Raw genomic sequence first — 26,475 nt, forward strand, 5'->3', positions numbered from 1 at the left:
TTTACAATAACGCTATGTCTTTGAAATGTGGCATCGTCGGCCTGCCTAACGTCGGCAAATCTACCCTCTTTAATGCGCTTACCAAGGCTGGAATCGCAGCGGAAAACTATCCTTTCTGCACGATTGAGCCTAATGTGGGCGTTGTTGAGGTTCCTGACCCCCGTCTAGCCGCCTTGGCTGAGATCGTGAAGCCTGAGCGCATCCTGCCTGCAGCAGTCGAATTTGTCGATATTGCTGGTTTGGTAGCTGGTGCCTCGAAAGGCGAAGGTCTTGGTAATCAGTTTTTAGCGAATATTCGTGAAACAGACGCCATTACCCATGTTGTGCGGTGTTTTGAGGATCCTAACGTTATTCACGTTGCTGGAAAAATTGATCCCATTGCAGATATTGGTGTAATTGATACCGAATTGGCTTTATCGGACCTGGCAACAGTTGAGAAAACCCTGAATCGCTCAAGCAAGGCCGCTAAGTCTGGCAATGATAAAGAGGCTGCCGCATTGGTTGCTGTTCTGACCAAAGTGCAGACTCATCTAGATTCTGCTCTGCCAGTGCGCAGTTTGAATCTGAGTGACGACGAAAAATTATTGATTAAACCCTTGTGTTTGATTACTGCTAAGCCTGCGATGTATGTTGCAAACGTCAAAGAAGATGGCTTCTCAGATAATCCACACCTCGAGGCGGTGAAGCAACATGCGGCAAAAGAAAATGCTCCAGTCGTTGCTGTATGCGCTGCGATTGAAGCTGAGATCGCTGACTTAGAAGAAGCAGACAAGATTGAATTCTTGGCTGACTTAGGAATGGAAGAGCCAGGCTTAGATCGGGTGATTCGTGCGGGTTATTCATTGCTTGGTTTACAAACCTATTTCACGGCAGGAGTTAAAGAGGTTCGCGCTTGGACTATCCATGTTGGAGATACAGCGCCTCAAGCTGCTGGCGTGATTCATACAGACTTTGAGCGTGGCTTTATTCGTGCTCAGACAATCTCCTACGAAGATTTCGTGCAGTTCAAAGGAGAGTCTGGTGCCAAGGAAGCCGGTAAGATGCGCGCGGAAGGTAAAGAGTACGTTGTTAAAGATGGAGATGTATTGAACTTCTTGTTTAACGTCTAAAGCTCTCTTATTTCTACCAGATAAAAAAGCCCTTTTCAGGGCTTTTGGCTTATGCAGTGGCGCTGTAACAATTAAGAGGCTTTTGCTGCCTTCTCTAAGCATTTAGAGATTTCTTCATAGCGCTTTAGAGCAATCTTGGTAGGCAACACTTCCTTTTTACGACCATCAGCATTGGCAGCCATTTTGATATAGCCCAAAGCGCTGAGATTTTTAAGTCGACCATGCAAAGTAGCTTGTGAGCCTAGGTCTGAAATGGAAATCAAATCACCAACCAAAATTGCTTGCTTGGCATGGGCGCAAGAAACAATCCTATCGAGCAAACTCTCTTCGATGCAATCCAGCTTCTTGCCTGGGTTGATTCGATCGAGGGCATCAATCAAGTTAAGGAACTTGATGTAGGGTGACGGTTTAGTAGATGACATATAGTATTTATTTGTATTAGCTCTAAGGCTAGTACTAGTGTATTCCCTTGGTCTGATTTTAGCAATTGATGCGCATCAATAAAAATTAATCCATACTAATAACAATGTCTAAATTATTCGCAAGTTATTCGGAATGGCTTTTTGGGTGCGCTATTAGTGCGATGGCGTACACACTTCTTTTTTATTGCAATAGCTGGCTTACCAACACTATTACTTTTGGCTTAGGGGTGAATTGGATTTACCTACCTGCTGGTCTCCGATTATTTCTGACCTTGATTTTTGGTTTACCCGGCGCCATTGGAATTGCTATAGCCTCATTTTTAATTAGCTATTACGGCGATTTCCCGCACGACTTGACGGTGTGTATTGGGGTTGGATTAATTTCAGGGTTTGCACCTTACCTGGCTAGATTTTTTGTTTTTAGCAATCTTCGCCTTGAGTCAGACTTAGGTAATCTCAATTTCCCCAAACTCATTGCATGTATTTTGATTTATTCCCTACTTTCAGCGGGACTGCATCAGTGGTGGTTCGCTACGATGACCCTTGAAGATACGGGTAGCGTGAATCACTTTTTAGTGATGTTTATTGGTGATGTGCTGGGTTCGTTGCTTCTGATCTCTTTGATCAAATACTGCTTAGATCTATTGCGAGAGACTAGGAAAACAGCTCACTAAGGGCTGTGCCTGGATCTTTGGCGCGCATAAATGCCTCCCCGACCAGGAATGCGTTGATTTGATTGTTGCGCATGAGCTCTACATCAGCGCGACTCAAGATCCCAGACTCGGTTACTAAGGTTTTATTGTCTGGAACCATGGACATTAGGGAGAGGGTGGTTTGCAGTGTTACCTCAAAGGTTTTGAGGTTGCGATTGTTAATTCCAAGTAATGGCGTCTTGAGCTCTAGCGCTTGCTCTAATTCTGGGGCATTGTGTACTTCGACTAAAACATCTAGACCTAATTCATGAGCGCAAGCCTCGAGCTCTTTCATTTGATTTAATTCTAGGCATGCCACGATCAGCAAGATTGCATCAGCGCCAATTGCACGAGCTTCATAAACTTGATACGGGTCTATGGTGAAGTCTTTGCGTAATACTGGGATATTGCATGCGGATCGAGCTTCTTGCAGATAGGCATTACAGCCTTGAAAGTAATCCACATCAGTCAGAACTGATAGACAAGCTGCACCATGTTTTTCGTAGGACTGGGCAATATCTGCTGGAACGAAGTTATCGCGCAAAATGCCTTTGCTTGGACTTGCCTTTTTGATTTCAGTAATGACTCCTGCCTTGCCAGCGGAAATCTTGTTTTCAATAGCCTGAATAAAGCCTCTTGGCTTTAAAGGAGCGTCACGATTGTTGGCTTCGGCTTGCTCACGTTGATTAGCAAGCGATATTTTCTGCAGGCAATTAGCCACTTCAATCTTTTTGGTGGCAACAATTTTATTGAGGATATCGCTCATGAATAATCAATTATTGAGATTGGGTTGCTGCAACAAAAGCATCTAACTTTTGACGGGCTGCTCGAGAGGTGATGGCTGTTTTAGCCAGGGCAATACCGCTAGCAATGTCTTTGGCTACTCCAGCTACATAGAGCGTGGCTCCAGCATTAAGGCAGACGATATCGCTTGCGGGTCCTGATTTGCCATCGAGCACATCCAAGACAATCTGCTTAGACTCTTCAGCATTAGCCACTTTAAAGCTGTTGGTGGGAGCAGTATTTAATCCAAAATCTTTTGGATGAATTTCATATTCACGCACTACGCCATCTTTAAGTTCGCCAACTAAGGTTGGACCTTCTAAGGAAATTTCATCTAGGCCGTCTCGCCCATACACAACGAGAGCATGCTCCATTCCCAAAGCTTGTAATACACGTGCCTGAATACCAACCAGGTCAGCATGAAATACACCCATTAAAATCCGTTTGGCATCAGCTGGGTTGGTGAGTGGGCCAAGGATATTGAAGATAGTCCGGACACCAAGTTGCTTGCGAATGGGAACTACATTCTTCATCGCTGGATGATGGTTCGGGGCAAACATAAAGCCAGCACCAACAGTGGCGATACACTTGGCGACTTGATCGGCGGATAAAGCCAGATTTACGCCAAGCGCTTCTAATACATCTGCACTGCCTGATTTGCTGCTGACACTGCGATTTCCATGTTTGGCGATCTTTGCTCCTGCACCCGCAGCTACAAACATCGCTGCAGTAGAAATATTGAAGGTATGAGCACCATCACCACCCGTGCCCACCACATCCACCAAGTGCTTGCGGTCATCCACTTTTACTGAGGTAGCAAACTCTCGCATTACTTGTGCAGCAGCAGCAATCTCGCCAACGGTTTCTTTTTTAGTGCGCAAGGCAACCAACAATCCAGCCACCAACTCTGGTGCCATTTCACCGCTCATGATGAGCCTCATCATGGCTGTCATTTCATCATGAAATAGTTCCCGATGTTCAATGCAGCGTTGTAAAGCTTCTTGCGGAGTAATTGACATAGCGCTGTTAGCAGACTGTTTATTTGTTTTGTAAAAAATTCTTGAGCAGAGCATGCCCATGCTCAGAAAGAATAGATTCTGGGTGGAATTGCACGCCCTCAACTGCTAGTTCTTTGTGGCGTACGCCCATGATCTCGCCATCGGATGAGGTTGCAGTCACCTCAAGCATTGCTGGTAGTGAGTTTTTCTCAATGGCCAGTGAGTGGTAGCGGGTCACCTTAAATGGATCGGGCAAATTTTTAAACACACCTAAACCAGTGTGATGAATGCTGTCGGTCTTGCCATGCATGACTTTTTGGGCGCGAATGACTTTTCCACCGAATGCTTCGCCGATAGCTTGGTGCCCCAAACAAACGCCAAGGATCGGAATTTGACCTGCGTAATGCTTGATGGTTTCGACTGAAATACCTGCCTCAGAAGGGCTGCATGGCCCAGGTGAGATGCAAATGCGTGCTGGATTCAGTTTGGCAATATCTTCCACTGCAATTTCATCATTGCGAAAGACTTTGACCTCTTCACCTAGTTCTGCAAAGTATTGAACGAGGTTGTAAGTAAAAGAATCGTAGTTATCAATCATTAGGAGCATCGAGTCCTCCTTGTACTAAATCTGCCGCAGTCAATACCGCGCGAGCCTTGGCTTCAGTTTCTTTCCATTCAGCAGTCGGATCAGAATCAGCCACTACCCCAGCTCCTGCTTGAGAGTGCAGAATGCCATCACGGATCACGCCGGTACGAATGGCAATAGCCACATCCATATCGCCTGAGAAAGACAGGTAACCCACTGCACCACCGTAAACACCCCGCTTCACAATTTCCATCTCATCGATGATTTCCATTGCCCGAATTTTTGGCGCACCTGATAAGGTACCCGCTGGGAAGGTCGCTCGCAATACATCCATATTGCTCATATTGTCCAAAAGATGGCCCTCGACTGAACTCACGATGTGCTGAACGTGGGAGTATTTTTCAATAGACATGGAGTCAGTGACTTTGACTGAGCCAGTTTTGGCAATGCGACCCACGTCATTACGGGCTAAATCAATCAGCATCACATGCTCAGCAATTTCCTTGGGATCAGCCAAGAGCTCTTTGGCTAGGCGTTCATCTTCCTCTGGATTGGCTCCGCGAGGACGGGTGCCAGCTAGTGGCCTGATAGTCACAATCTTCTCGGCAGCCCGTTTTTCTTGGCGCACCAAAATCTCAGGAGATGAACCAACAATTTGCATATCGCCAAAGTCATAGAAGTACATGTATGGCGATGGGTTGAGCGAACGCAAAGCTCTATAGAGAGCTAATGGTGAGTCCGTAAATGGCTTGCTAATACGCTGACCAATGACTACCTGCATACAATCGCCGGCCAGAATATATTCTTTAGTTTTGAGTACTGCTTTCTCAAAATCGGCTGCTTCGAATTTACGGATGAGTTCAGTTTTAGCGCTTGGTAAAGATGCTGGCATATTTGCTGGCTTACTGAGGTAAGCGAGTAATTCTTTTAAGCGATCTTGTGCGTTTTCAAAACCATTAGTAATGCTTGGATCTGCATAGACAATTAAATAAATTTTGCCAGCAACGTTATCAATCACTGCCAACTCTTCAGTCAACATGAGTTGAATATCGGGCACACCTAATTCATCTGGAAGTTGATGTTTGGCTAAACGTGACTCGATATAGCGAACAGTGTCATAACCAAAGTAGCCGGCAAGACCACCACAAAAGCGAGGCATGTCAGCTTGCAAGGCCACCTTAAAACGCTTGAAATAAGCATCCACAAAATCGAGTGGATTATCAGTATTTGTCTCAACTACTTTTCCATCAGTCACTACTTCGTTGACTGGTATTGAGGGGGTGCCAACAGTTTTGACAATAGTCCTGGCAGGCAGGCCAATAAAGGAGAAGCGCCCGAAACGCTCGCCACCTAAAACAGACTCTAGCAAGTAAGTATTGGTCTTGCCAAACGCTTGAGTCAGCTTAACGTAGAGTGATAGCGGAGTCTCTAGATCTGCCAGAACTTCTTTGACCAAGGGAATGCGATTGAAACCCTGCTTTGCTAGGGCGTTAAATTCAGCAAGCTGCATTACGCTTTTCCTGACTTTCCTAATTCAGTGCGCATTGCTTGAATTACTTGAACATAATTTTCTTGTGCGTAAATTGCTGAGCCTGCAACAAAAGTATCTGCGCCTGCTCGTGCTACTTCTGCAATGTTATCGACTTTAATTCCACCATCTATCTCAAGACGAATATGTCGACCAGTCTCAGCTTGGTAGCGATCAAGGCGTGTGCGTACTTGAGCAATCTTATTGAGGGTGCTCGGAATAAATGATTGACCACCAAAGCCTGGGTTGACTGACATCAGCAAAACTAGATCGAGTAATTCCAAAGTGTGCTCGAGATGATCTAGCGGCGTGGCCGGATTCAAAACAAGACCCGCCTGACATCCCTGATCGCGAATCAAGTTCAATGTGCGATTGACATGAGGGCTTGCTTCAGGATGAAAGCTAATTAAATTGGCGCCCGCTTTAGCAAAGTCAGGGACGATACGATCTACCGGCTCAATCATTAAATGCACATCGATCACCGCAGGCTTTCCATCTTTATTTGCATAAGGTCGAATAGCCTCGCAAACCAAGGGACCAATAGTGAGGTTGGGCACATAGTGGTTATCCATCACGTCAAAGTGAATCCAGTCAGCGCCTGCCACTAAAACGTCCTGAACTTCCTTGCCAAGGCAGGCGAAGTCAGCCGACAAAATGGATGGGGCAATAACAAATTGACTATTTGAGGATGATTTTTGGCTTTCCATCCCTAGATTCTAGCTTGCAGTTGGCCTTAGGATGGAGCAGAATTCGTCCATGAATCCTCACGAAATGAGCATTACGGTCAAAGCCCAGTACCTTCCTGAGCAATCTGACCCCGATAACCGCCAATTTGCCTTTGCTTATACGGTAACCATCCGCAATACGGGGACGGCCAGTATTCAGGTAATTGCCCGCCATTGGTTCATTACAGACGGGGATAACGATGTTCAGGAGGTCCGAGGCCTGGGCGTTGTTGGGCAGCAACCGCTATTACGCTCCGGAGAGCACTTTGAGTACACCAGCTGGGCAACTTTGCCTACTCCGGCCGGAACGATGCGTGGGGAGTATTTTTGTGTCACTGAGGATGCCCAGTTCTTTCAGGCCCCTATCCCAGAGTTTGCCCTGGTGATGCCACGTACCCTGCATTAATGTAGGGTGGTGAGAATGCTATTTCTTACCACTACCTGTCCAAAGAACAATAAATAACAAAAGTCCTAAGGCAACAGCGCCTTCAAAAACAAACAGTAGCATTGGGTATTCATCGAGTAAATTGGCAATCATGATTTTTAAATTTAAATTAGTTCCGTTAAGTGTATTCGCTATCCTCATGGCCAGCTTGATTGTTGGATGTTCTACGCCCCCCACTCGGGGAACGGGCTATCGCTCAAGCGGTTCTGGTGCTGCACCATCAAGCTATAGCTCCTCGATTGCAAGCTTTAGTGCTGTCTCTTGGCAAGCCTTGCCTGGATGGCAGGAAGACGACTTGTCTCAGGCTTGGCCTGCTTGGTTAAAAAGTTGTGATGCTTTGCGTAAGAAAAGTACTGATGTGAACTGGCGCTCAGCGTGTGCCCAGGCTGGCAATGTATCAAGCCGTGATACGCAGGCTATTCGTAAATATTTTGAAAATAATTTTCAAGCTTATGAAATTCGCAATAGCTCCGGTAGTGACACGGGCTTAATCACGGGTTATTACGAACCAGTAATGAATGGTTCGCAAACTCGTACGAGTACTTATAACGTGCCGCTCTATGGTTACCCTAATGCCTGGCGCAAGTCTAAGCCCAACCCTGGCCCAAGCCGTGCTGAGCTAATGAGTTCTGGTGTCTTGCAGGGTTCTGAAATTGCTTGGGTACAGGATCCAGTAGCAGCAGCGTTCATGCAAATTCAAGGTTCTGGAAAAATTCGTCTTGAGGATGGACGCATCCTGCGTCTGGGTTTTGCGGGTACCAATGATCAGCCTTTTAAATCCTTTGCTCAGTGGTTGTTAGATCGTAAAGAAATCACACGTAGTGAAGCGACGATGCAAGGCATTTCACAATGGGCTAAAAGAAATCCCGGCCAAGTAAATGAAATGCTGAACGCCAACCCCCGTTTTGTTTTCTTTAAAGAGTTGCCTGGCAATGTCTCTGCTGATTTAGGCCCCAATGGTGCTCTTGGTGTTCCGCTCACAGCTGAGCGCAGTATTGCAGTCGATTTACAAGCCTTGCCACTGGGCGCGCCTGTCTTTTTAGCAGCCACCAAACCATTAAGTAGTCAGCCTTTGCAAAAGCTGGTGATGGCGCAGGATACGGGCAAAGCAATTGTGGGTGGCGTCAGAGCAGACTACTATTGGGGATCCGGAGATGCTGCTGGAGAGATGGCAGGTCGTATGAAACAAAATGGCAGGATGTGGTTGTTGTTGCCACGTTAATTAATACTTTTCACCGAAAGAAATTCATGAGCTACAAAACTATTTTGACTGAAGTGGATGGTAAGGTTGCCACCATTACTTTGAATCGCCCTGAAGTGTTAAATGCCTTGAACGATCAGCTCATGGAAGAGCTTGGCGCTGCCTTATTAGCATTTGACGCGGACGACAATATTGGTTGCATGATCGTTACTGGCAGTGAAAAGGCATTTGCTGCTGGAGCGGATATTGCTTCAATGGCCAAGTACGGCTTGAGAGATGTTTATCGCGGTGACTTTATTACCCGTAACTGGGAAGAGATCAAAAAAGTACGTAAGCCTGTAATCGCTGCTGTCTCTGGCTATGCCCTTGGTGGTGGCTGTGAGTTGGCCATGATGTGCGACACGATCATGGCGGCGGATAACGCTAAGTTTGCTCAGCCAGAGGTGAAGTTAGGAATCATTCCTGGGGCTGGAGGCACACAACGTTTACCTCGCGCGGTATCCAAAGCAAAAGCGATGGATCTAGCTTTGACGGGCCGCATGATGGATGCCGCTGAAGCTGAGCGCTCTGGTTTGGTTGCAAGGATCTTCCCACAAGCGGATTTGCTGAAAGAAGTTAAAGCAATTGCCAAAGGAATTGCAGATATGCCTTTGTTAACCGCAATGATGGTGAAAGAAAGTATCAACACTGCTTATGAAACCACTTTGTCTGAAGGTATTCATTTTGAGCGCCGCCTCTTTCATGCTTGCTTTGGAACGAATGACCAGAAAGAAGGCATGGCTGCATTCATGGAAAAGCGTCCAGCCAAATTTACCAACTCTTAATTCAATAGTTGAAGAGAAAGTTTGAAAGAACTCAGTTTTTTTCTAGGAAGCGTTGAGCTAGTTTGACCCAATAGCTCACGCCGACTGGAATCAAAGAGTCATTGAAGTCGTAAGAAGGATTGTGTAAGTGGCATGGGCCCATGCCATGGCCTACCGAGCGATGATCGCCGTCCCCATTGCCTAAGAATACGTAACAGCCCGGCTTTTCTAGCAACATAAACGCGAAGTCTTCCGCACCCATTGTGGGATCGATTGAAGCATTTACATTCTGCTTACCAACCAGTTCACTCATGACTTCAGTTGCGAATTCCACTTCGTTGGCATGATTAATGAGGGGCGGGTAATTTCTAGAAAACGTAACTTCTGCTTGGCAATCAAATGCGCTGGAAACATTATGAGCAATTTCTCGTAGGCGTTGCTCGATTAAATCTAAGACGTCCAAAGTAAATGTACGTACCGTGCCACCAATAAAGGCGCTATCCGGAATGACATTGCTTGTTTCACCCGCATGAAATTGGGTGATGGATAAAACAGCAGCATCTACAGGACGTTTATTGCGTGTAATGATGCTCTGTAATGCAAGCACTACTTGGGCGCCAGTAAATACTGGATCTGCGCTATTGTGGGGTAGGGCGGCGTGACCGCCTTTGCCGGTGATGGTAATTTCAAAAGTATTGCTTGAGGCCATCATTGGGCCGGAGGTCACTCCAAAGTGACCTTCTGCCAAGCCGGGCCAGTTATGCAAGCCAAATACTGCGTCGCATGGAAACTCTTTGAAAAGTCCATCCTTAATCATTTCATTCGCACCAGCGCCACCTTCTTCTGCTGGCTGGAAAATAAAAATCACCGTGCCTTTGAAGTCGCGGTGATTTGATAAATACTGTGCAGCACCAAGCAGCATTGCTGTGTGACCATCATGTCCACAAGCATGCATTTTTCCGGGGTTTGTTGATGCATGAGCAAAGTTGTTGTGCTCCTGCAATGGAAGCGCGTCCATATCAGCGCGCAAACCAATCATTTTTCCGGGGCCTAAGTCACCATCTAAACGACCTACAACCCCCGTTTTCCCCATGCCACGATAGACTGTAATTCCCCAGCTAGAAAGCGCTTCTGCAACTAGATCAGCAGTGCGATTTTCTTCGAAACGCAATTCAGGATGCGCATGAATATTGCGCCGAATTTCTTGAATAGCTTCCGCGGAGTCAATAATTTCTGGGGATAAATGCATCCCTTCATCTTATCCGAAAGTCTTTAGATATGCCTTTTGGGCTAAATTACCGCAAATTAATTGCTGGGTAGTTGAATGTGCTTTGCAGCAAAACCCAAGGCTTCAATTGAGTATGGGCTGTTATCGGCTTTTTGGAGTTCTTTGGGAAGTGCTGGAATGAGGCCTAAAAATGGGGCGTCTATTCTGGCTTGCAGAGTTTGAATGTTTTCTTCAAGCAAAGGCATTTCTGTGGATAGGGTATTCGCTACCCATCCCGCAATATTTAAGTTGCGCGCTTTGATTGCCTCACAAGTTAGGAGGGCGTGATTAATGCAGCCTAATTTCATGCCCACTACCAGAATCATCGGCAATGTAATTTCTTGGGCGAAAGTCCCCAAATCTTCCCGGTCATTTAGGGGGATAAGCAATCCGCCGGCACCCTCAACCACAACGCAATCTGCCTGATTTTGAACATTCCGAAATGCCTGCAAGATCGTACTCATTTTAAGCTTCAGACCTTGTTGCGCAGCTAGCAAATGGGGAGCCACTGGCTGCTCTAATACATAAGGACACAAACTCAATTCAGTGGAGCTGAGGTTTGAGGCGATGCGCAGTGTTTCTAAATCTTCATTCAGAGTGTGGCCTTGTGCATCCTGATAAGTTCCAGCAACAACCGGTTTAAAACCAATCGCATTCACTCCCTGTTCGCGTAATTTCAGAATGAGAGCGCCACTCACCAACGTTTTTCCAACCTCAGTGTCTGTACCCGCGACAAAGAAGCCTGTGGCCTTACTCATGAGAGACCTTTTGAATGACTACTTGCTCAATGGCTTTTAAGGTATCGATTAGTTGATGCACATCTGCTTCGCTATGGTTAGCAGAGAACGTAATGCGTAATCTTGCACTGCCATTGGGTACGGTAGGAGGACGAATAGCAGGAATCCAATATCCAGCATCATCAAGTAGCTTAGCAGCGAGCAGGGCATTAGCATTGCTGCCCAAAATAACGGGCTGTATGGCGGTGCAAGAGGACACCTTTGACCATTGAGAAAATTGCATTTCATCTTGCCAGATACGAATCAGTTTATTAAGTTGAGTGCGCCGTTTGCTGCCCTCGTCCCCTCCAATGATTTGCAAGCTCTTTGACAGCGTATGTGCTATCGCAGGTGGTGTTGCGGTGCTGTAAATGAAAGGGCGACCCTTTTGAATGAGCCACTCAATAAAAGTGGCTTGTGCACAAACAAAGGCGCCGCTGACACCTGCAGCTTTTCCAAGGGTGCCAATATAAATAATGCGATCAGAGCAGATATTTTCCTGCTCCAAAATGCCATGACCTTGTTTGCCCAATACTCCGAAACCATGAGCATCATCCACAAGTAACAGCGCATCGTATTGCTCAGCAAGTTTTAATAATTCTTTTACTGGAGCGAGGTCACCATCCATGCTAAAGACGCCATCGGTAACGATGATCTTTAGTGGATGTTGATCTGTTTTTAGTAATTCATTTAATGTGTTAAGTTGCGTGTGATCAAACAGCGCGACATTTGCCTGAGTCTGCGCAGCCGCTAAACGAATGCCATCAATTAAAGAAGCATGGTTGAGCTTGGCCGAATAAATGCTAGTGGACTTTTGCGGCGCAAGTCTTGCTAGACCTGTGATGGCGGTAAGGTTGGCGAGATAGCCGGTACTAAAAAATAGGGCACGCGCATTCGGAATATGTTGCTTTTGAAAAGAGGCCAATTGGTTTTCAAGCAGCTCATGAGCCCTGCTGTGACCGCTAATGAGATGGGAGGCGCCGCTGCCTACCCCATACTTCTGAGCGCCTTCAGCAAACGCTTGAATTAACGCAGGATGGTTTGCTAGCCCTAAATAGTCATTGCTACAAAATGCTTTGAGCTCGCGTCCATCGACTAAGGCTTTGGTATCGCATGGAGATTCTGTTGCTCTGAGTTTGCGTTTGAGTAATTGCGACTCAAGATCTGCAATTTGCTCTTGCGCTAACTTTAAGGCCTGATATGTATTTGTCATGCCAAGGTTTTCTCAAGGGCAACTTGCACAGCATGACCTAGTTGCGCGGTTTCTACTGTAGACAAAATATACGGTGGCATGACGTAAATAGTATTTTCGATTGGTCTAATTAATACACCTTCGCTTAAACAGTTTGAGAACATCGTTCGGGCAAACATCTTAGGCTTTTTTAGAAACTCATTTTTAATATCGAATGCCAAGATCATTCCTTGCTGGCGCCAATGCTCAATGCGGGAATCCGTTTTTGCCCACGCAAATGTATTTGCTAAATCCTTTGAGCGCTCAATATTTTTTTCTAATACTTTGTCAGTTTCGAAAATCTCTAGACACGCCAGTGCAGCAGCGCACGCTAGTGGATTACCGGTATAAGAATGAGAATGTAAAAACCCTTGCTGAGTTTGATCCCCATAAAAAGCTTGATATATCTGGTCTGTAGTGAGGCAGAGTGATAGTGGGAGATAGCCGCCGCTAATCCCTTTAGACAGGGTTAAGAAGTCTGGCCAGATACCAGCATGCTCACAGGCAAAGAACTTGCCACTCCGCCCACAGCCCACCGCAATCTCATCTGCAATCAGATGTACTTCATAGCGATCACATAAATCCCTGACTAACCGAAGGTATTCAGGAGAATGCATGGCCATTTGCCCTGCGCACTGGACCAAAGGTTCGACAATGATGGCAGCAATATTGTCATGTTCTTTTACAAATAATTCTTCGAGTTGTTTTGCTGCATATCTTGCTACATCTTTTGCGCTCTCACCAGCTTTTGCTTTGCGTGCATCAGGTGATGCGATAGTAAATACATCTTGCAAGAGTGATCCATAGGCTTCCCGGAAAATAGCAACATCCGTTACTGCTAATGCACCAAGCGTTTCTCCATGATAACCATTTTCCAAACAAACAAATTTCTTCTTTTGTGGTTTGCCGTTGAGTTGCCAGTAGTGGTGACTCATCTTGAGCGCTATTTCTACTGCAGACGCACCATCAGAAGCGTAGAAGACATGGCCTAAATGGTGATTGGTGAGTGCAGACAGTTTTTCAGATAGCTCTACTACGGGCGCATGCGTAAATCCGGCGAGCATCACATGCTCAATTTTTTCGAGTTGCGCGGTAATGGCTTGATTGATGCGTGGGTTGGAGTGGCCAAATAAATTCGTCCACCAAGAACTAATGGAGTCGAGTAAGGCTTTTCCGTTTTCGTCATAGAGCCAAGCACCCTTACCTTTTGTAATGGCAACCAGCGGAAAGGACTCATGCTGTTTCATCTGAGTGCATGGGTGCCATACGGCTGCAAGGCTGCGATCAACGAGGGGAGCTTGATTTAAATCAGAAATAACCTTCATGTTTGATATTTGAACACTAGTTTTTCCAAATTCAGGCCTGTATCTGTTATGTTTATGACTTGAATCCCCTCATTTTTTGGAATTTACCCATGCAGGACACTCAAACCGTTGAAAAACCCTTAACCCAATTCAAATCTAAAGCAGATTTGCATCAGGGCGTAAACGTAGGTGTCGAGGCATCTGGCGAGTGGTCGGTGGCTCAAATTGAGGCCTTATTTGCACTCCCTTTGAATGAATTGATGCTGAAGGCTCAGGAGACTCATAAAGCCTATTTCCCAGAAGGTGATGTTGAATTAGCCACTTTACTGTCAATTAAGACGGGTGGCTGTCCTGAGGATTGTGGTTATTGCCCGCAAGCTGCTCGTTATGACACCGATGTTAAGGCTGAGAAGTTAATGGGCTTAGAAGAGGTCTTAGAGGCTGCCAAAGCTGCTAAAGCCGCTGGTTCTAACCGTTTCTGTATGGGTGCCGCTTGGCGCGAACCCAAAGACCGCGATATTGAAAAAGTGACTGCCATGATTAAGGGCGTAAAAGCCTTGGGCCTGGAGACCTGTGCCACCTTAGGCATGCTGGAGGCAGACCAAGCCCAGGCACTGCAAGAGGCTGGGCTAGACTTTTATAACCATAACTTAGATACCAGCGAAGATTTTTACCGCTCTGTGATCTCAACCAGGGGCTACCAAGACCGCTTGGATACGATATCCAATGTCCGTACCGCTGGCATGTCCGTTTGTTGTGGCGGCATTGTTGGCATGGGCGAGTCTAGGCAGCAGCGCGCCGCATTTTTGGCACGTTTGGCGAATTTGAGTCCTTATCCAGAGTCCGTTCCCATCAATCATTTAGTGCCAGTAGCCGGTACGCCCTTAGCTGAACAAAAGCCTTTAGATCCACTGGAGTTTGTGAGAACGATTGCGGTTGCTAGGATCACGATGCCTAAAGCCCGTGTGCGTTTATCTGCTGGTCGTCAGCAGCTTGGCAGGGCAGTTCAGGCCATGTGCTTTATGGCTGGAGCGAACTCTATTTTTTATGGTGAGCAACTACTCACTACCGGTAATCCCGAGGCAGAACAAGATCGTGAGCTTTTGGCAGAGTTGGGCTTAAATACTAAAAAAAGCTGCAAAGCAGAGGTTTTGGTTTAATTTCCCACACGCATGTCCCCGATTGATCGCCTCATCCTGGAATTTGATACCGCCCTTCGGTCAGTGGTCGGAGGCGCTCATGCCCATAGACCTACCCCAGGATCTGATTTTGGAGGTAATTCCGGTTTAGATGGAGCCGAACGTAAACATGCAGCAGGACTCATGCGAGTCAATCATGTGGGTGAAGTTTGTGCACAAGCGCTGTATCAATCGCAAAAATTGGCTGCTCGAAATCCTGAAATTCAGGAGATGTTAGATCACTCTGGGCAAGAAGAAATGGATCATCTAGCATGGTGTGAAAATCGTCTTCAAGAGCTCGGGTCACACACTAGTTATCTCAATCCACTGTGGTACGCGGGATCCTTTGCAATTGGCTTGGCAGCAGGCTTAGCGGGCGATAAGTGGAGTTTAGGTTTTGTTGCTGAAACAGAAAAACAAGTCGAGAATCACTTAGAAAGTCATCTCGAAAAATTACCAAAAGAAGATCAACGATCTCGTGCAATTGTGGATCAAATGCGCATAGATGAAATTGCTCACGGACAAGCCGCAAAAAATGCTGGCGGTGCAAATTTGCCAGAACCTATTCAAAAAATAATGCAGGCAATGTCCAAGGTAATGACCACTACTGCTTACAAAATTTAATACGGAAATAGGTTTTTATTCTCAAAACTCACCTCTGATTAATTTTGAGATATTTTTTTACGTATTACTGTTTTTAAATACAGTGTATTTAGGTATTATCTAGCGCAATAGCTAAGATCTATTCTTAAGTATATTTTCCAAGCCATTGTTTCAAGTAGCTATTTTATTATCACCATTTTCTTAACACATGACGCTAAGTGTTTGTAAACACTAGAGAAATTCCTAAAAAAACACCTAAAAACACTTGACCCTCTTACTGCGATCCTCTAAAGTGGGAGGAAGTGTGAAAAAGTGGGGTAAATGGTGTTTCAAGGTGCGTCAGCTCTCAATTTAGATGCAAAAGGCCGCATGTCTGTGCCGGCCAAGCATCGTGACGCCTTGTTGGTACAGGGCGACGGCCGCATCACGCTTACAAAACACCCCGATGGCTGCTTGCTTCTCTTCCCAAGGCCTGAGTGGGAAACCTTCAGAGCAAGAGTTGCGCAGCTTCCGATGGATGCACATTGGTGGCGCCGTATTTTTTTAGGCAACGCAGCAGAAATGGATTTGGATGGTGCTGGTCGTGTGCTCGTAAGTCCAGAGTTGCGCGCTGCTGCCGGCATTGAAAAAGAAGTGATTTTGCTTGGCATGGGAAGTCACTTGGAGTTGTGGGACGCAGCCACATACGCTGCAAAAGAACAGGCTGCGATTGCGCAAGGCATGCCTGAAGCACTCAAGCAATTTAATTTTTGATGACAGGGTGCCATGAATATAACTCATCGCCCAGTGTTACTGGCCGAGGCGGTGACAGCGCTAGTTGGCGGTCCGCTGATTCGGAATCAAGATACAGAAAACAAAATTTTGGTGATCGATGGAACCTTCGGGCGTGGCGGTCATACACAAGCTTTGCTCAAGGAGTTGAATCCTTCGGCGCGCATGATTTCTTTCGACAAAGATTTGGATGCGATTGCAGTGGCGCAAAAAATCAACGACCCAAGATTGAAAATCGTGCACGACAGTTTTGCGCAGATGGATCAGTACGCGGAAGCGGAATCAGTCGATGGAATTTTGTTGGACTTGGGTATCAGTTCGCCCCAAGTGGACGAAGCGCATCGAGGATTTTCTTTTCGTCGCGAAGGTCCGCTTGATATGCGCATGAATACCGATCATGGTTTAACTGCGGCAGCGTGGTTGGAGCAGGCACCACCAGAGGAAATCACTCACGTGATTAAGACTTACGGAGAAGAGCGCTTTGCATTTCAGATCGCAAAAGCCATTGTGGCTAAGCGAGAAGAGGGCCTTTCCCCTAAAACGACTACTCAGTTGGCAAGCCTAGTTGCAAGCGTGGTACGTACGCGCGAAGCTGGCCAGGATCCTGCAACTAGAACTTTTCAAGCATTGCGTATTTTTATTAATCGCGAGTTAGAAGATTTGGAGCTCGGTTTGAAGGCGGCTTTGAAATTATTAAAGCCCGGCGCAAGACTTGCAGTGATTAGTTTTCATTCGTTAGAAGATCGCATTGTGAAGCAGTTTATGCAAGCACATGCAAAAGTAGAAGTGCCTCGCGGTTTACCGGTACGCGAAAAAGACTTGCCACAAAGTGCTCTAGAAATTATTGGTCGAGTTAAGCCAAGCGATGCCGAGGTTTCCGAGAATCCTCGTGCCCGCTCGGCAATCATGCGCGTAGCTGAAAAGCGCACAGGAGTGTCTGCGTGAATCGTGCTACTTTGACTCTGCTCGCATTGCTATTGATTTGTTCCCTATCTCTGGTTGCAGCTCAGCAGAGTGCACGAAAATTATTCATCCTTCAAGAGCGCGCTCAGATAGAAGAGCGTAAGTTAAACCAAGAATGGTTACGCTTAGAGTATGAGCAGCGGAATTTATCAAAGTCTGCACGTATTCGTGATGTTGCTCGCAATCAATTACATATGTCTCCGATTTCTCCTGAGCGCACCTTGTATCTTAAGGAAACGAAATGAGACCGGTTGGCTTCTCTACTACGCCAAATTTAGTTTTACGTCTGCCAATGTGGCGGTCGCGTTTGATGCTATTCCTCTTGTTCTTTGTATTCATGATGCTGCTACTTCGTGCGTTTTGGATTCAGGGCCCAGGAAATGCGTTCTATGAAGCTAAAGGTGTGCGTGGCACTCAGCGCGAATTAGAGCTACCCGCTAGTCGCGGAAAAATTTTGGATCGTAATGGACAAGTGATTGCAACGAGCTTGGAAGCCAAGTCGGTGATTGCCTATAACGACACCGTTCCAGATGACTTGGCTGCAGATAAAGTGCAGAAATTAGCTAGTCTTTTGCAAATGAGCGAGTCTGATCTGCGCAAAAAGTTGAAAGAAGAGCGCAAGCAAGTTTTCTTAAAGCGCCAAGTAGATCCAGTTGTAGCTCAGCAAATTAAACAGCTAGAGATCCCTGGCATTGGTTTAAATAATGAATATCGTCGCTTCTACCCAGAAGGTGAGGCGATGGCGCACGTGGTTGGTTTTACGAATGTGAATGACAAAGGTCAAGAAGGGATGGAGCTTTCTCGTGAGAATGAGCTTGCCGGTCATCCTGGTCAAAGACGTGTGGTGGTTGATCGCTTGGGTCGTGTTGTTGAAGATGTTGCGATCTTGCAGTTGCCACAAAATGGAAAAGATTTAAACCTATCTATTGATAGCAAGATTCAGTTCTTGGCTTATAACGCAGTAAAAGATGCCGTACTGCAACATCACGCTAAAGCGGGTGGTGCAGTAGTTCTCGATACACAAACGGGTGAGATTTTGGCATTGGCAAATTACCCAAGCTATAACCCAAATGATCGTAGGCACTTAACAGGTGAGCAACTACGAAATCGCGTCTTGACAGATACTTTTGAGCCTGGCTCGACTATAAAACCATTAACCATTTCGATTGCATTAGAAAAAGGCGTAGTCAAGCCAGATACCAATATGGTGATTGGTGCGAAATATTTAGTAGGTCCTAAGCCTATTACAGATACCCATCCTTATGGAAATCTAACAGTTGCGCAAATTATTCAAAAGTCGAGCAACATCGGTACTGCCAAGATTGCAATGAATAATCTTTCCGCTGAAGAAATGTGGGATTTATATACTGCGGTTGGTTTTGGTCAAGCGCCGAAAATTGGTTTCCCTGGCGCTGTTTCTGGCACAGTGCATCCTTTCAAAAAATGGGTCCCTACTGATCAAGCACGTATTTCGTTTGGTTACGGTATTTCTGCGTCACTCTTTCAGGTGGCGCGCGCATATACAGTCTTCGCACGCGATGGCGAATTGGTCCCCCTGACAATTGAGCGTAGTCCTGAGTTCAAGCCAGGCGTTAAAGTACTTTCACCAAAAACTGCCATCGAGATGCGCAACATGATGGAAGCAGTTACTGAGCCTGGTGGCACAGCTGTTAAAGCTCAGACAGATGGCTATCGTGTTGGCGGTAAAACAGGTACAGCACACAAATTAGTTGGCAAGGGATATGGCAATTCGTATCGCGCTTACTTTGCTGGACTTGCCCCCATTAGCGCGCCACGTATTGTCGTAGCGGTAATGATTGATGAGCCTACTGGCGAAAGTCACTACGGTGGTGATGTTGCAGCACCCGTATTCTCGACAATTGTTGGGGAGACGCTGCGTTCCTTAAATGTCTCGCCAGATAACAAAGTCAAGCAAATGGTATTGGAGGATAAGGCTCCAGAAGAAATTCGGCCAACAGCTGCACAAGCCCAACATGTGGTTTTGAAACGATGAGGGTGGATTTGAAAATAGACACCAATCATTTGATTGACCACTTACATGCTCTAGCGAACTCCTCAGCAAAAGTATGTGCGGATAGTCGCCAGATTCAGCCTGGCGATATCTTTTTTGCCTACCCTGTAGGTAATGTCAATGCCTTGCGTGATGGTCGTCAATTTATTGAGGCGGCATTAGAGTGCGGGGCAGTCGCAGTAGTGTTCGATCCAGCGGGTATGGATAAGCAATTTTTAGATCATCCACAATGTTTTCCTGTTGAACATCTTGCTACAAAAGCGGGTGAGCTATGCGCGCAATGGTATGGCCATCCGAGTAAAGCATTAAAAATCATTGGTGTCACTGGCACTAATGGCAAAACTAGCATCACGCAATGGTTGGCCCAGGCATTAGATACAAGTAGTCATCGCACGGCAGTTTTGGGCACCCTAGGTGCTGGATTCCCTAGCGCACTGGTTCAAAATGGCTATACCACTCCAGATGCGCCTAAATTACAAACTCAGCTAGCAGAGTTACGTAGTGCTGGAGCAAAACAAGTGGCGATGGAAGTGTCTTCGCATGCTTTGCATCAAGAGAGAATCGCTGGAACAGATATCCACTGTGCAGTATTTACGAATCTGACGCAGGACCATTTGGATTATCACGGCAGCATGGCTGATTATGCTGAGGCAAAGGCTAAGTTATTTCAGCAAACCGGCCTTGAGCACGCAGTCATCAACTTGGATGATGCGTTTGGTCGTGAGCTTGCCATGAACGTGTTGGCAAAAGATGGCTTGAAGGTTTGGGCATATGCATTGTCTCAATCCGCATTCCAAGGATTTGAAAAATTTGGTGATCGTTTATCCCGTATCTATGCAAAAGATATTCTGCTGAGTGGGGCAGGTTACAACGCAAGTTTCATTAGTGACGGAGCAGGAAATGCTCAATTGCATATTCCTTTATTGGGTGAATTTAATTTAAGTAATGCGCTTGCGGTGTGGACGGTATTACTTTCACAGGGTTTAAGCTTTAAAGTGGCCGCTCAAAAAGTGAGCCAATTAAATCCAGTGCTTGGTCGTATGGAATTAATTCCTTTGGGAAAATCTCAAAAGACAGAGGGTTTGTTAGCAGTTGTGGATTATGCGCATACCCCAGATGCTTTGGAGAAAACCTTACAAGCATTGCGCCCTATTGCTGAGCAGCGTGGTGGAAAAATTTGGTGTGTCTTTGGTTGTGGCGGTGATCGCGATGCTGGTAAGCGTTCGCTAATGGGCACTGTCGCAGAACGCCATGCCGACCATATTCTGATTACAAGTGACAACCCTCGTTCTGAAGATCCACAAGCCATTATGGAGATGGTGCGCGAAGGTATTAGCAAGGATGCACAGAACGTTCAAGTTATAGCCGATCGTGCATCTGCCATCATGGCTGCAATTCGTCATGCGGATACCCAAGATATTGTTCTGGTTGCCGGCAAGGGCCATGAAACTACTCAAGAAATCAATGGCAAGAAGTTTGATTTTTCTGATCAAGAGCATATTCGCTTGGCCGCAGGAGGTGGAGTCTGATGTCCATCATGACTACTCTTGCGCAAGCACAGGCAATGTTGCCTGGAAGTAAATTGCTAAATACATCTGCACAGACTTCCCAGGAAATCTCTATTTCTCGAGTGGGTACTGATAGTCGTCAGATCAATCGCAATGAATTATTTGTCGCTTTAGTTGGCGAGCACTTTGATGCGCATGACTTTTTATCTGATGTCGCTAAGGCGGGCGCTAGTGCTGCCCTAATTAGTGCGCAAGATAAATGTCCACCGGACTTACCTGCTATTTGCGTTTCGAACACGCGTGTTGGTTTAGGGAATTTAGCAAAAGCATGGAGGGCTAATCACCTCATTCCTTTGGCGTTGGTTGCTGGCAGTAATGGTAAGACTACCGTTAAAGAGATGATCGCTTCTATTTTTAAAGCCGCAGTGGGCGAGCAACATACTTTGGTTACCAAAGGAAATTTGAATAACGATATTGGTTTGCCATTAACTCTGTTGAAATTGCGCGCAACGGATCGCCTTGCTGTGGTTGAGCTTGGCATGAATCATCCTGGTGAAACAGCGCAGTTAGCTGCGATTGCACAAGCGAATATTGCAGTAATTAATAATGCCCAGCGCGAGCATCAAGAGTTCATGGCTACGGTAGCGGCGGTAGCAGAAGAGCATTCTGATGCTATTCATACTTTGCCAAGGGATGGTATTGCAGTATTCCCGGCAGACTCAGAATTTTCAAGTGTTTGGCGTCAGGCGGCTGCTGGTCGCAAAGTCATTGATTTCGTTTTGTTGTCTGCTCAGTCCAATGCTTCGGCTGCTGTGACCGGAAGCTTGCTAAGCAATGGGCATATTCAGATTAAAACTGAACAAGGGACTATCGAGGTTCAATTAAATACTTTGGGCAGTCACAATGTTCGCAATGCCTTGGCTGCGAGTGCGGTTGGTATCGCAGCAGGTGTAAGTCTTGAAAAGATTAAGCAGGGTCTCGAATCATTCTCGCCAGTAAATGGGCGTATGCAGGCAAAAGTGATTGATTCAAATCACACCTTAATTGACGATAGCTATAACGCTAACCCAGATTCCGTAAGAGCTGCCATCGATGCTTTAAAGCAATCGGGTAATTTATCTTGGTTGATTTTGGGTGATATGGGTGAGGTTGGCAATCAGGGCCCCGAGTTTCATCGTGAAGTTGGTGCCTATGCTGCTGAGCAAGGAATCTCAAAACTATTTGCTTTGGGGGAGCAATGCCAATTGGCTCTTCAGGGATTTAATGAGGTTGTAGGTAATAGTACGGCTGTGTCTAGTGCAACTCATTTTGCCGATATGGATAGTCTCATCATGCAATTAAAAGATACATTGCATGCCCAGTCTAGCTGCAGCAATCAGCACTTAAATATTTTGGTTAAAGGTTCACGATTTATGCGCATGGAGCGTGTAGTGCAGGCCTTGTTAGAGGAGGCTAAAACATGCTCTTAATGTTGGCGCAATGGTTGCAAGATGATTTTGGATTCTTCCGAGTATTCAATTACATCACTTTCAGAGCTGTGATGGCAACGGTGACAGCATTATTGATTGGTTTAGCTGCGGGACCATGGGTGATTCGTAAATTAAGCGCCCTGAAAATGGGTCAGGCAGTCCGCACTGATGGGCCACAAACCCATTTAGTGAAATCAGGCACCCCAACTATGGGCGGTGTTTTGATTTTGATCGGCATCTTTATCTCATGCATGTTGTGGGCTGATCTCAGCAATCGATTTATTTGGATTGTGATGATTGTGACTTTTGGTTTCGGTTTAGTTGGCTGGGTAGATGACTATCGCAAAGTGGTTTACAAAGATCCTAAAGGTATGGCTTCAAGAGAGAAGTTCTTATGGCAAACACTAATTGGTTTATTTGCCGCTATCTATCTTGCATTTTCAGTTTCTGAAGTAAATAACCTAAAAGTATTGCAATTATTTTATGAATGGTTAAGAAGTGGATTTGCTTTAGATCTGCCTGCAAAAACCAACTTGCAGCTGCCCTTCATGAAAGAGGTGAGCTATCCATTGGGTGTGATGGGCTTCATTATTTTGAGTTACTTAGTAATCGTGGGTAGTAGTAATGCAGTGAACTTAACCGATGGTCTTGACGGCCTTGTCATCATGCCGGTGATCTTAGTAGGGGCTGCTTTGGGTGCTTTTGCTTATGTGATGGGTAATGCGATTTATGCAAAGTATCTCCTCTTCCCTTACATACCAGGTGCTGGTGAACTCATGATTTTCTGTGGAGCTATGGGCGGTGCTGGCTTAGCCTTCCTTTGGTTCAACACACACCCAGCACAAGTATTTATGGGTGATGTGGGCGCACTTGCTTTGGGCGGAGCTCTTGGCACCATCGCTGTGATTGTTCGTCAAGAAATTGTGTTGTTTGTGATGGGCGGCATCTTTGTTGCTGAGACTGTTTCGGTAATGATGCAAGTATTTTGGTTCAAGCTCACTAAAAAACATTTTGGAGAGGGTCGTCGCATTTTCCGGATGGCGCCATTACATCACCATTTTGAATTGGGTGGTTGGAAGGAGACGCAAGTAGTTGTGCGTTTCTGGATCATTACCATCCTTCTAGTCTTAATTGGCTTATCTAGCTTGAAGTTACGGTGATACAAAAGTAAATATGTTGATTTTAGAAAATACCTTTGCAAATGCAGCCTTCATGAGTGACGAAGGTTACCAAGCTCCAAACCGTTTTCTTATCTTAGGATTGGGTGAGTCTGGAGTAGCTATGGCGAAGTGGTGCCTACGAAATGGTGCCGAAGTCCGCTTAGCGGATACGCGTGAGCAATCCTCTTTTACTGTGCGTCAAAATGCTTGGCTGGAAGAGCTTCGGATTGCTGGCCTCAAAGATGTTTGTTTTGGTCCCCTGGATGAGGGCTCACTAAAGAATATTGACGTGATTGGTATTAGCCCGGGACTTTCTCCGGTGCAAGACCCAACCTATGCTTTCTTGGTTAAGGCTGAGCAGGCTGAAATCGATGTGTGGAGTGAGATTGAATTTTTTGCTCGCGCAATTTCTGCTTTAGGTCGTATGTCACAAGCGCAAGAGGTGAGTTATGCGGCAGCAGTACTGGCTGTGACTGGCACCAACGGTAAAACAACTACCACCGCATTAACCGGGCAACTCTGCGAGCGTGCGGGTAAGAAAGTTGCTGTTGCAGGAAATATTAGTCCTTCAGCATTAGACAAGCTCATGAGCTGCTTGGATATTGCCGATCAAATCGTAGATATGCCGGATGTTTGGGTCTTGGAGTTATCTAGTTTTCAGTTGGTCTATACCCATACTTTGAATGCTACGGCAGCAACAGTGTTGAATATTACTCAAGACCATTTAGATTGGCATGGCGACATGCAAGCATACGCGCAAGCTAAGTCACAGATATTTGGTGTTGATACAGTTTGTATTCTGAATCGCGATGATTCTCTTGTAATGGGGCTGCTGTCTGAAGAGCAAAAAGCAGAGAGAGCCATTGTGACCTTTGGCTCAAATCGCCCAAATGAGCAAGGCGCTTTTGGAATTGAGCATGACTTACGTGCTGGCGGAATTGATTGGCTAGTTTGGGCTGAAGTAGATGAAGAGGTTGAGCCTAAGCCTAAGCGTCGTCGTAAATCCGCAGTAGTTGAAGAAGATGAGCCATTACGCCTCAAGCGCCTTATTCCAGCTGACGCCTTAAGAATACGTGGCCGACATAATGCATTAAATGCGCTAGCAGCCCTAGCCTTAGCACGCGCCGCTAATTTACCTATGAATGCACTGTTACATGGCTTGCGTGATTACCATGGTGAGCCACATCGTGTGCAAAGTATTGCGATTGTTAAAGACGTTGAGTACGTAGATGACAGCAAGGGCACTAATGTAGGTGCGACTGTCGCTGCATTAAATGGCTTGGGTAGCAACGAATCTGGCAAACGCATTTGGTTGATTGTTGGTGGTGATGGCAAAGGTCAGGATTTCAGCCCATTACGTGAGCCTGCTTTACGTTTTGTAAAGGGCGCTTTCCTAATTGGCAAAGATGGCGCTGCAATTGGTGAAGCTCTTGGCTCTGGAATTCAAAGTGCAAATTGTGGTGATTTAATTTCTGCAGTTCAGGCTGCCGCCTCAAAAGCAGTATCAGGAGACTTGGTATTGCTCTCACCAGCCTGCGCAAGCTTAGATCAGTTCCATGACTATATTGAGCGTGCCCAAGTATTTGCTGCAGAGGTTGAAGAGCTAGGCATGCGCTTTGAAGGGGTCCAGGTATGAACTTAAAAGAAAAATTCTTTCCTGAAAATCGGCTTGGACTAAATCGCTTCTGGAATTTTTCAAGAGGCGGAATTGATAACTTCCGTACTGGCTTGCGAGATGCTGTTTCAGGCGTAGAACAAACCCGTTCGCGCATGATGGACTATGACCAGTTGCTCGTATGGGCAATTTTGTCGCTGATGTTAATTGGCCTTGTAATGGTGTACTCCGCTTCGATTACTTTGGCAGATGGACCGAAGTATGCAAATTACAGTAGTAATTTTTTCCTGATTCGCCACGTGATTTCTTTGGTGATTGCGATTGGTGTCGGTATCTGGGCTTTTAAGATCCCTACTAAGGTATGGGATCGTTATTCACCAGTCATTTTTGGGTTTACCGTTTTATTGCTGATCGCCGTTCTAATTCCTGGTGTAGGAAAGGGTGTGAATGGTGCGAAGCGTTGGATTCCTCTGGGATTGATGAATTTTCAGCCATCTGAGTTGATGAAATTTGCTGCCGTGATCTTTGCAGCAAGCTACACCGTTCAACGTCAGGAATATCTCCATTCCTTTGTGAAGGGCATGCTACCGATGGGTATTGCAGTTGCTCTGGTAGGCGGTCTATTGATGGCTGAGCCAGACATGGGCGCATTCGTAGTGGTTGCTTTGATTGCATTCGGCATTCTCTTTTTGGGCGGTATTAATGCCAAGTTATTTGGCGGCTTGATTTTGGTTGGGTTGATGAGTGGCGCAACGATGATTGCGCTCTCCCCATTCCGTCGCGGACGCATGCTAGCCTTTATGGATCCATGGCAAGTAGATAACGCTACTAATAAAGGCTATCAATTGACCCATTCGTTGATGGCATTTGGTCGTGGCGAATGGTTTGGTACAGGACTTGGTGGTAGCGTAGAAAAATTGCACTACTTACCAGAAGCGCATACCGATTTCATCATGGCTGTGATTGGCGAAGAATTAGGATTTGTTGGTGTGGTCGTAATGATCTTCTTGTTTTATTGGATCGTTCGTCGCGCCTTCTTAATTGGCCGTACCGCTTTGCAGTTGGATCGCAGTTTTGCTGGTCTTGCTGCTAAAGGTGTTGCCATTTGGATTGGTTGGCAGGCCTTCATCAATATGGGGGTGAACCTTGGGTTATTACCAACCAAAGGCCTGACTTTGCCCTTGGTAAGTTATGGCGGCTCTGGAATTTTGATGAATGCGGTAGCTGTAGCAATGTTACTGCGTATCGATTTTGAAAATCGCATCCTCATGCGTGGAGGGAAGCTTTGACTAAACCCTCAATCTTA

General features: G+C 46.0%; 26 protein-coding genes. 16 read left to right on the forward strand and 10 right to left on the reverse strand.

Annotated features, from left to right (window positions below; genetic code table 11):
- Positions 1-14 precede the first annotated feature (14 nt).
- Positions 15-1,109 (forward strand): redox-regulated ATPase YchF, encoded by a 1,095-nt coding sequence (gene ychF / locus ICN44_RS07475; protein WP_216263342.1) that lies wholly within the window; start codon positions 15-17, stop codon positions 1,107-1,109.
- Between the two features lie 71 nt (positions 1,110-1,180).
- Here the strand turns inward: ychF and ICN44_RS07480 are convergent, their stop codons facing one another.
- A complete protein-coding gene (locus tag ICN44_RS07480; RefSeq protein ID WP_072583415.1) occupies positions 1,181-1,531 on the reverse strand; it encodes a hypothetical protein in 351 nt (116 codons plus the stop codon).
- Positions 1,532-1,635: 104 nt separating this feature from the next.
- On the opposite strand from ICN44_RS07480, the gene ICN44_RS07485 reads away from it, so the two are divergent.
- The gene (locus tag ICN44_RS07485) at positions 1,636-2,205 is read left to right on the forward strand and encodes a hypothetical protein (protein WP_255537496.1); all 570 of its coding nucleotides are present in this window, start codon (positions 1,636-1,638) and stop codon (positions 2,203-2,205) included.
- Here ICN44_RS07485 and trpC read toward each other — a convergent pair.
- The 5 genes from trpC to rpe are packed head-to-tail and all read right to left on the reverse strand — an operon-like array spanning position 2,186 to position 6,825.
- A complete protein-coding gene (trpC, locus tag ICN44_RS07490; protein ID WP_216263343.1) occupies positions 2,186-2,989 on the reverse strand; it encodes an indole-3-glycerol phosphate synthase TrpC in 804 nt (267 codons plus the stop codon). The two genes, ICN44_RS07485 and trpC, sit on opposite strands and share 20 nt — an antisense overlap.
- A gap of 10 nt (positions 2,990-2,999) precedes the next feature.
- Entirely contained in the window at positions 3,000-4,025 is a 1,026-nt protein-coding gene (trpD, locus tag ICN44_RS07495; protein ID WP_216263344.1) for an anthranilate phosphoribosyltransferase, read from the reverse strand.
- A gap of 19 nt (positions 4,026-4,044) precedes the next feature.
- The gene (locus tag ICN44_RS07500) at positions 4,045-4,611 is read right to left on the reverse strand and encodes an aminodeoxychorismate/anthranilate synthase component II (RefSeq protein ID WP_216263345.1); all 567 of its coding nucleotides are present in this window, start codon (positions 4,609-4,611) and stop codon (positions 4,045-4,047) included.
- On the reverse strand, positions 4,595-6,100 hold the full coding sequence (gene trpE, locus ICN44_RS07505; RefSeq protein WP_216263346.1) for an anthranilate synthase component I: 1,506 nt from the start codon (positions 6,098-6,100) through the stop codon (positions 4,595-4,597). Before trpE ends, ICN44_RS07500 begins: the two co-directional genes overlap by 17 nt.
- Positions 6,100-6,825: a ribulose-phosphate 3-epimerase gene (rpe, locus tag ICN44_RS07510; protein WP_216263347.1), complete on the reverse strand. Its 726-nt coding sequence runs from the start codon at positions 6,823-6,825 to the stop codon at positions 6,100-6,102. Before rpe ends, trpE begins: the two co-directional genes overlap by 1 nt.
- A gap of 49 nt (positions 6,826-6,874) precedes the next feature.
- On the opposite strand from rpe, the gene apaG reads away from it, so the two are divergent.
- The 3 genes from apaG to ICN44_RS07525 all read left to right on the forward strand — a co-directional run bounded on the left by apaG (position 6,875) and on the right by ICN44_RS07525 (position 9,313).
- Complete coding sequence (apaG, locus tag ICN44_RS07515) at positions 6,875-7,249, forward strand: Co2+/Mg2+ efflux protein ApaG (protein ID WP_072583449.1); 375 nt, start codon at positions 6,875-6,877, stop codon at positions 7,247-7,249.
- Positions 7,250-7,379: 130 nt separating this feature from the next.
- The gene (locus tag ICN44_RS07520; RefSeq protein ID WP_216263348.1) at positions 7,380-8,510 is read left to right on the forward strand and encodes a murein transglycosylase A; all 1,131 of its coding nucleotides are present in this window, start codon (positions 7,380-7,382) and stop codon (positions 8,508-8,510) included.
- Positions 8,511-8,536: 26 nt separating this feature from the next.
- Positions 8,537-9,313 carry an enoyl-CoA hydratase gene (locus tag ICN44_RS07525; RefSeq protein ID WP_216263349.1) on the forward strand — a complete coding sequence of 259 codons (777 nt, stop codon included), beginning with the start codon at positions 8,537-8,539 and terminating at the stop codon, positions 9,311-9,313.
- A 31-nt stretch (positions 9,314-9,344) separates the two neighbouring features.
- On the opposite strand, the gene ICN44_RS07530 is transcribed toward ICN44_RS07525, so the two are convergent.
- The 4 genes from ICN44_RS07530 to bioA are packed head-to-tail and all read right to left on the reverse strand — an operon-like array spanning position 9,345 to position 13,891.
- Positions 9,345-10,541, reverse strand: a complete 1,197-nt coding sequence (locus ICN44_RS07530) for a M20 aminoacylase family protein (protein ID WP_216263350.1) — start codon at positions 10,539-10,541, stop codon at positions 9,345-9,347.
- A 56-nt stretch (positions 10,542-10,597) separates the two neighbouring features.
- Complete coding sequence (bioD, locus tag ICN44_RS07535; RefSeq protein ID WP_216263351.1) at positions 10,598-11,317, reverse strand: dethiobiotin synthase; 720 nt, start codon at positions 11,315-11,317, stop codon at positions 10,598-10,600.
- Positions 11,310-12,548 carry an 8-amino-7-oxononanoate synthase gene (bioF, locus tag ICN44_RS07540; protein ID WP_216263352.1) on the reverse strand — a complete coding sequence of 413 codons (1,239 nt, stop codon included), beginning with the start codon at positions 12,546-12,548 and terminating at the stop codon, positions 11,310-11,312. The genes bioD and bioF overlap by 8 nt, the downstream gene beginning before the upstream one ends.
- Positions 12,545-13,891 carry an adenosylmethionine--8-amino-7-oxononanoate transaminase gene (gene bioA, locus ICN44_RS07545; protein WP_216263353.1) on the reverse strand — a complete coding sequence of 449 codons (1,347 nt, stop codon included), beginning with the start codon at positions 13,889-13,891 and terminating at the stop codon, positions 12,545-12,547. The genes bioF and bioA overlap by 4 nt, the downstream gene beginning before the upstream one ends.
- Positions 13,892-13,980: 89 nt before the next feature.
- Here bioA and bioB point away from each other — a divergent pair, with 89 nt between their 5' ends.
- The 11 genes from bioB (at position 13,981) to ftsW (ending at position 26,458) form a co-directional block, all read left to right on the forward strand.
- On the forward strand, positions 13,981-15,030 hold the full coding sequence (gene bioB / locus ICN44_RS07550; protein WP_216263354.1) for a biotin synthase BioB: 1,050 nt from the start codon (positions 13,981-13,983) through the stop codon (positions 15,028-15,030).
- Between the two features lie 12 nt (positions 15,031-15,042).
- Positions 15,043-15,672, forward strand: coding sequence for a 2-polyprenyl-3-methyl-6-methoxy-1,4-benzoquinone monooxygenase (coq7, locus tag ICN44_RS07555; RefSeq protein WP_216263355.1), 630 nt, complete (start codon positions 15,043-15,045; stop codon positions 15,670-15,672).
- A gap of 303 nt (positions 15,673-15,975) precedes the next feature.
- Complete coding sequence (gene mraZ / locus ICN44_RS07560; protein ID WP_216263474.1) at positions 15,976-16,404, forward strand: division/cell wall cluster transcriptional repressor MraZ; 429 nt, start codon at positions 15,976-15,978, stop codon at positions 16,402-16,404.
- 12 nt (positions 16,405-16,416) lie between these two features.
- Positions 16,417-17,367 (forward strand): 16S rRNA (cytosine(1402)-N(4))-methyltransferase RsmH, encoded by a 951-nt coding sequence (gene rsmH, locus ICN44_RS07565; RefSeq protein WP_216263356.1) that lies wholly within the window; start codon positions 16,417-16,419, stop codon positions 17,365-17,367.
- Entirely contained in the window at positions 17,364-17,630 is a 267-nt protein-coding gene (gene ftsL / locus ICN44_RS07570; protein ID WP_216263357.1) for a cell division protein FtsL, read from the forward strand. Before rsmH ends, ftsL begins: the two co-directional genes overlap by 4 nt.
- Entirely contained in the window at positions 17,627-19,399 is a 1,773-nt protein-coding gene (locus tag ICN44_RS07575; protein WP_216263358.1) for a penicillin-binding protein 2, read from the forward strand. The genes ftsL and ICN44_RS07575 overlap by 4 nt, the downstream gene beginning before the upstream one ends.
- On the forward strand, positions 19,396-20,946 hold the full coding sequence (locus ICN44_RS07580; protein ID WP_216263359.1) for a UDP-N-acetylmuramoyl-L-alanyl-D-glutamate--2,6-diaminopimelate ligase: 1,551 nt from the start codon (positions 19,396-19,398) through the stop codon (positions 20,944-20,946). The genes ICN44_RS07575 and ICN44_RS07580 overlap by 4 nt, the downstream gene beginning before the upstream one ends.
- The gene (gene murF / locus ICN44_RS07585) at positions 20,946-22,394 is read left to right on the forward strand and encodes a UDP-N-acetylmuramoyl-tripeptide--D-alanyl-D-alanine ligase (RefSeq protein WP_216263360.1); all 1,449 of its coding nucleotides are present in this window, start codon (positions 20,946-20,948) and stop codon (positions 22,392-22,394) included. The genes ICN44_RS07580 and murF overlap by 1 nt, the downstream gene beginning before the upstream one ends.
- Positions 22,385-23,554, forward strand: coding sequence for a phospho-N-acetylmuramoyl-pentapeptide-transferase (gene mraY / locus ICN44_RS07590; protein WP_216263361.1), 1,170 nt, complete (start codon positions 22,385-22,387; stop codon positions 23,552-23,554). Before murF ends, mraY begins: the two co-directional genes overlap by 10 nt.
- 52 nt (positions 23,555-23,606) lie before the next feature.
- Positions 23,607-25,190: a UDP-N-acetylmuramoyl-L-alanine--D-glutamate ligase gene (gene murD, locus ICN44_RS07595; RefSeq protein WP_216263475.1), complete on the forward strand. Its 1,584-nt coding sequence runs from the start codon at positions 23,607-23,609 to the stop codon at positions 25,188-25,190.
- Positions 25,187-26,458, forward strand: coding sequence for a putative lipid II flippase FtsW (ftsW, locus tag ICN44_RS07600; protein ID WP_216263362.1), 1,272 nt, complete (start codon positions 25,187-25,189; stop codon positions 26,456-26,458). Before murD ends, ftsW begins: the two co-directional genes overlap by 4 nt.
- Positions 26,459-26,475 lie beyond the last annotated feature (17 nt).

The organism is Polynucleobacter sp. JS-Fieb-80-E5, from assembly GCF_018882015.1.
In the GTDB taxonomy this organism is placed as follows: Bacteria; Pseudomonadota; Gammaproteobacteria; order Burkholderiales; family Burkholderiaceae; genus Polynucleobacter.

Excerpts from the sequence above, each read along its gene's own strand:
- ychF (WP_216263342.1), top strand. The coding sequence starts at position 15 with ATGTCTTTGAAATGTGGCATCGTCGGCCTGCCTAACGTCGGCAAATCT.
- ICN44_RS07480 (WP_072583415.1), bottom strand. The coding sequence starts at position 1,531 with ATGTCATCTACTAAACCGTCACCCTACATCAAGTTCCTTAACTTGATT.
- ICN44_RS07485 (WP_255537496.1), top strand. The coding sequence starts at position 1,636 with ATGTCTAAATTATTCGCAAGTTATTCGGAATGGCTTTTTGGGTGCGCT.
- trpC (WP_216263343.1), bottom strand. The coding sequence starts at position 2,989 with ATGAGCGATATCCTCAATAAAATTGTTGCCACCAAAAAGATTGAAGTG.
- trpD (WP_216263344.1), bottom strand. The coding sequence starts at position 4,025 with ATGTCAATTACTCCGCAAGAAGCTTTACAACGCTGCATTGAACATCGG.
- ICN44_RS07500 (WP_216263345.1), bottom strand. The coding sequence starts at position 4,611 with ATGCTCCTAATGATTGATAACTACGATTCTTTTACTTACAACCTCGTT.
- trpE (WP_216263346.1), bottom strand. The coding sequence starts at position 6,100 with ATGCAGCTTGCTGAATTTAACGCCCTAGCAAAGCAGGGTTTCAATCGC.
- rpe (WP_216263347.1), bottom strand. The coding sequence starts at position 6,825 with ATGGAAAGCCAAAAATCATCCTCAAATAGTCAATTTGTTATTGCCCCA.
- apaG (WP_072583449.1), top strand. The coding sequence starts at position 6,875 with ATGAATCCTCACGAAATGAGCATTACGGTCAAAGCCCAGTACCTTCCT.
- ICN44_RS07520 (WP_216263348.1), top strand. The coding sequence starts at position 7,380 with ATGATTTTTAAATTTAAATTAGTTCCGTTAAGTGTATTCGCTATCCTC.
- ICN44_RS07525 (WP_216263349.1), top strand. The coding sequence starts at position 8,537 with ATGAGCTACAAAACTATTTTGACTGAAGTGGATGGTAAGGTTGCCACC.
- ICN44_RS07530 (WP_216263350.1), bottom strand. The coding sequence starts at position 10,541 with ATGCATTTATCCCCAGAAATTATTGACTCCGCGGAAGCTATTCAAGAA.
- bioD (WP_216263351.1), bottom strand. The coding sequence starts at position 11,317 with ATGAGTAAGGCCACAGGCTTCTTTGTCGCGGGTACAGACACTGAGGTT.
- bioF (WP_216263352.1), bottom strand. The coding sequence starts at position 12,548 with ATGACAAATACATATCAGGCCTTAAAGTTAGCGCAAGAGCAAATTGCA.
- bioA (WP_216263353.1), bottom strand. The coding sequence starts at position 13,891 with ATGAAGGTTATTTCTGATTTAAATCAAGCTCCCCTCGTTGATCGCAGC.
- bioB (WP_216263354.1), top strand. The coding sequence starts at position 13,981 with ATGCAGGACACTCAAACCGTTGAAAAACCCTTAACCCAATTCAAATCT.
- coq7 (WP_216263355.1), top strand. The coding sequence starts at position 15,043 with ATGTCCCCGATTGATCGCCTCATCCTGGAATTTGATACCGCCCTTCGG.
- rsmH (WP_216263356.1), top strand. The coding sequence starts at position 16,417 with ATGAATATAACTCATCGCCCAGTGTTACTGGCCGAGGCGGTGACAGCG.
- ICN44_RS07575 (WP_216263358.1), top strand. The coding sequence starts at position 17,627 with ATGAGACCGGTTGGCTTCTCTACTACGCCAAATTTAGTTTTACGTCTG.
- ICN44_RS07580 (WP_216263359.1), top strand. The coding sequence starts at position 19,396 with ATGAGGGTGGATTTGAAAATAGACACCAATCATTTGATTGACCACTTA.
- murF (WP_216263360.1), top strand. The coding sequence starts at position 20,946 with ATGTCCATCATGACTACTCTTGCGCAAGCACAGGCAATGTTGCCTGGA.
- mraY (WP_216263361.1), top strand. The coding sequence starts at position 22,385 with ATGCTCTTAATGTTGGCGCAATGGTTGCAAGATGATTTTGGATTCTTC.
- murD (WP_216263475.1), top strand. The coding sequence starts at position 23,607 with ATGAGTGACGAAGGTTACCAAGCTCCAAACCGTTTTCTTATCTTAGGA.
- ftsW (WP_216263362.1), top strand. The coding sequence starts at position 25,187 with ATGAACTTAAAAGAAAAATTCTTTCCTGAAAATCGGCTTGGACTAAAT.